General features: G+C 34.7%; 1 protein-coding gene and 1 pseudogene. Both read right to left on the bottom strand.

Annotation, left to right across the window (positions count from 1 at the left end):
* Window positions 1–309: 309 nt before the first annotated feature.
* The gene (gene pflA / locus KH893_RS10905; protein WP_281166154.1) at window positions 310–1,125 is read right to left on the bottom strand and encodes a pyruvate formate-lyase-activating protein; all 816 of its coding nucleotides are present in this window, start codon (window positions 1,123–1,125) and stop codon (window positions 310–312) included.
* 41 nt (window positions 1,126–1,166) lie between these two features.
* Window positions 1,167–3,427, bottom strand: a pseudogene (gene pflB / locus KH893_RS10900) (formate C-acetyltransferase).
* Window positions 3,428–3,990: the final 563 nt, after the last annotated feature.

The raw sequence follows: 3,990 nt of genomic DNA, 5'->3' as shown, positions 1-3,990 counted from the left end.
TAAATTATCATTATTACATCAAAAAAGCCATCCATTCCGCAGAACAGATAGCTTAATAATCCAGCTATACCAATTTAAATTGCAATTTAGGCAATTTTATTTATCAGTACTACTTGAAAAAGAACCGAACCTAGAATCATTATATGATCCCGGACTATCTTATACATAGGCCGTCATTTCAGCTATCGCTTACTGGTTTTTGATACCCACTAATCACAAGGTAATAGAACTCTGATGTTTAACACACCAACAATAGTTAATAAAAAATCAAAGCTATCTAATTCAAGGATGTCTTGTAGAACTTGATAATTATTTTTCTAAATAACCTCGATAATTCTCAACATGCAATAACTTTTCTGCATTTTTTACTCTTTCATTTGTCGGAGGATTTATACCTTCTAAAGGATATTTAATACCCATTTCATGATATTTATGAACGCCTAAAGTATGATACGGTAGAACTTCAACCTTCTTGACATTCTTCAAAGTTTTAATAAATCCCCCCAGCTGACTTAAGTAATTATCATAATCTGTTCTATTTGGAACTAAGACATGACGTATCCAAACAGGTTTTCCTATATCTGATAAATACTTGCACATATCTAAAATGTTTTCGTTACGATATCCCGTTAATTTTCGATGCTCAGCTGAATTAATGTGTTTAATATCAACCAACAGTATATCCGTTACTTGCATCAGCTTCTTAAATTTACTGAAAAATGGTTCTCTTCGTGTAAATGGCTGTCCACAGGTATCCAAACATGTATTAATGCCAAGTTTTTTACATTTAGTAAAAAGCTCAATTGCGAATTCTATTTGAACTAATATTTCGCCACCACTAAGTGTTATTCCGCCTTTCGTACCCCAAAAAGCACGAAACGGCAAAGCCTTTTTTAAAACATCATCACTCGTCATTTGTTTCCCGACATTCTTTTTCCACGTATCAGGATTATGGCAATACTGACAACGCATATTGCAACCTTGCATAAATACAACAAACCTGATTCCAGGCCCATCAACTGCTCCAAAACTCTCAGTTGAATGGACATAACCTAGGACTTGACCATCACGCATTGGTACTGGGCGTTGACGTAATGGTTTGATTTTTGCTTCTTTTCCCAACATAATTATCCTATCCCCTTCAAATACAATGATTTTAAAAAGCCTTACATTGTTTGATGGAATGTCCGAGAAATCACATCATCTTGTTGTTCCTTAGTCAAATCCGCAAAATAAACACAATAGCCTGAAACACGAATTGTTAATGTCGGGTACTTCTCTGGATGCTTTTGAGCATCAACCAAAGTATCCCGATTAAAGACATTAATATTTAAATGGTGTCCATTATTCCTCATATAACCACTGATCATGTTGACTAACGTATCTTTTTGCAAATCTAAATCATGTCCTAAAGTTGAAGGGGTAACAGCGAATGTATTTGATATTCCATCAGTTGCATATTTATATGGCAATTTTGCAACCGAAAGAAGCGATGCCAGTGCCCCACTGGTTTCTGCACCATAAGCTGGGTTAGCCCCTGGTGCAAATGGTGCTCCCTTTTGTCGGCCATTCGGAGTAGTTCCTGTATTTTTACCATAGACAACATTTGAGGTAATAGTTAAAACTGATGTTGATAATTTAGCATCACGATAAAGATGGTGCTTATTCATCTTTGTATACAGAGACTTAACCAACCACACTGCAATTTTGTCAACTCGCTCATCATTATTACCATAACGTGGAAAATCATGTTCGGCTTCAAAGTCAACTGCAATGCCGTTTTCATCACGAATAACTTTTACATGTCCGTACTTGATAGCTGAAATCGAATCTGCTGCAACTGACAAACCAGAAATTCCCGTAGCAAAAGTTCTATCCAATCTAGTGTCCTTTAAAGCTAATTGTGCAGATTCATAATAATACTTATCATGCATATAGTGAATCGTATTCAAAGCATTCACATAAATATCTGCTAACCAGTCTAACATTTGATCAAATTTCGCCATAAATTCATCATAATCAATATATTCGCTAGTAATTGGTGCATAAACCGGAGCTACTTGCGCTTTACTAATTTCATCTTTGCCACCATTAATTGCATACAAAACTGTCTTTGCTAGATTAGCCCGGGCTCCAAAATATTGGATTCCATTCGCAACTGGCTGAGCTGAAACGCAACAAGCAATACCGTAGTAATCCGTCCCCCATTGCTTAAGCATCAAATCATCATTTTCATATTGAATAGTTGAACTTTCAACTGAAACCCCTGCTGCATAACGTTTAAATGCTTCAGGAAGTTTCTCTGACCATAATAATGTAATATTTGGTTCAGGTGCCGGTCCCATATTATGCAAGGTATTTAAAAACCGAAAAGCTGTTTTAGTAACATGGTGACGGCCGTCTAATCCCATACCAGCCAAGGATAACGTAGCCCAAATTGGATTTCCTGAAAATAGTGCATTATATGCTGGTGTACGAATAAAAGAAACCATTCTCAGTTTCATAGTAAATTGATCTATTAATTCTTGTGCTTGTTTTTCATTTAAAACTCCGCGCTTTAAATCTCGGTCAATATAAATATCGATAAATGTATCGATTCGACCAATTGACATAGCTGCACCGTTTTGTTGCTTGATAGCCGCCAAATAACCAAAATACAGCCACTGAATTGCCTCTTGAGCTGTAGTAGCTGGTTGAGAAATATCAAATCCATAAGCTGCAGCCAGTTCTTTTATTTGATTAAGGGCACGAATCTGTTCCGAAATCTCCTCACGCATCTGGATGACTTCATCGGTCATTTCGTGATCACCATAATTATCAAGATCCTCAATCTTAGACACTATCAAGCGGTCAATCCCATACAATGCTATCCGAGGGAAATCACCGATAATTCGTCCTCGGGCATATGCATCAGGCAAACCTGTAATAATCTTGTTATGACGGGCTTTACGAATCTCACTTGTGTAAGCATCAAATACTCCTTGATTATGAGTCTTAGTTAAAGAGCTGAAAATATAATCTGTTTCTGGATTAATTTTAAAACCATATGCTTTTAATGCTTCTCGGGCCATTCTGATTCCGCCAAAAGGCATTAATGACTTCTTTAATGGCTTATCAGTCTGCAAACCAACAATTTTTTCCAGATCCTTGTCTAAATAACCTGGCCCAGTGAAGTAATGGTCGAAACTACTTTAGTATCAGCTTCTAAAACACCACCTGCTTCACGTTCTTTCATCTTTAAATTAACTAGTTTTTGATTTAATTCGTTAGTTGCCTTTGTAGAATTTTCTAAAAAGGATTCATCACCATCATATTGTTTAAAGTTCTTTTGAATAAAATCACGCACATCAATTTCATTCTGCCAGTCGCCATTATTAAAATCTTCCCAAGCTTTTTTACTTGGTAAACTTTTTAGTGTTTTTTCCAATTATTACATCTCCTTACCTTATTATGAAATGTTTAAAGTGATAGTTGAAATTGTTAACGTTAACATATAATTACTAGCAAATAAATCAATACTTGCTTTAATTTGATAATAAAACTTCATAGCCTATAAATCAACTATTTTTTGAGCTTTTACAAATATAATTGTAAAAGTTTCCCTGATATATGTTGAAAATAGTTTGTCATAATTGTTCACGTTAACATTATTGGATACTAAAGCAATTCATGCATACTAATCTTGAATTATTCACAATGATAATAGAGCAGAAAGACGGGCACACTAAAGAAGAGGTTCTATAATATTTGGCACTGATAGAAATATTTTCTATCATAATTATAATTTTTGTTTTAACCATTAAAATTTTACCTCCTAGAGTTTTATTGATAGCTGACGTCTTTTAGTATCTTGAATTGTCAAATTAAGTGCAACGCTAAAACAAAATAAAGGACTCACAAGGGAAATCCAAATATAATAAGTTTGTCTATAACTTAAAAAAGGAAGGATTTCTATTATGAGCCACTATCAACATCTTACTATAAATGACC

The organism is Liquorilactobacillus sicerae, from assembly GCF_029916425.1.
Lineage (GTDB): Bacteria > Bacillota > Bacilli > Lactobacillales > Lactobacillaceae > Liquorilactobacillus > Liquorilactobacillus sicerae.
This window is presented reverse-complemented; position numbering and strand designations above follow the sequence as displayed.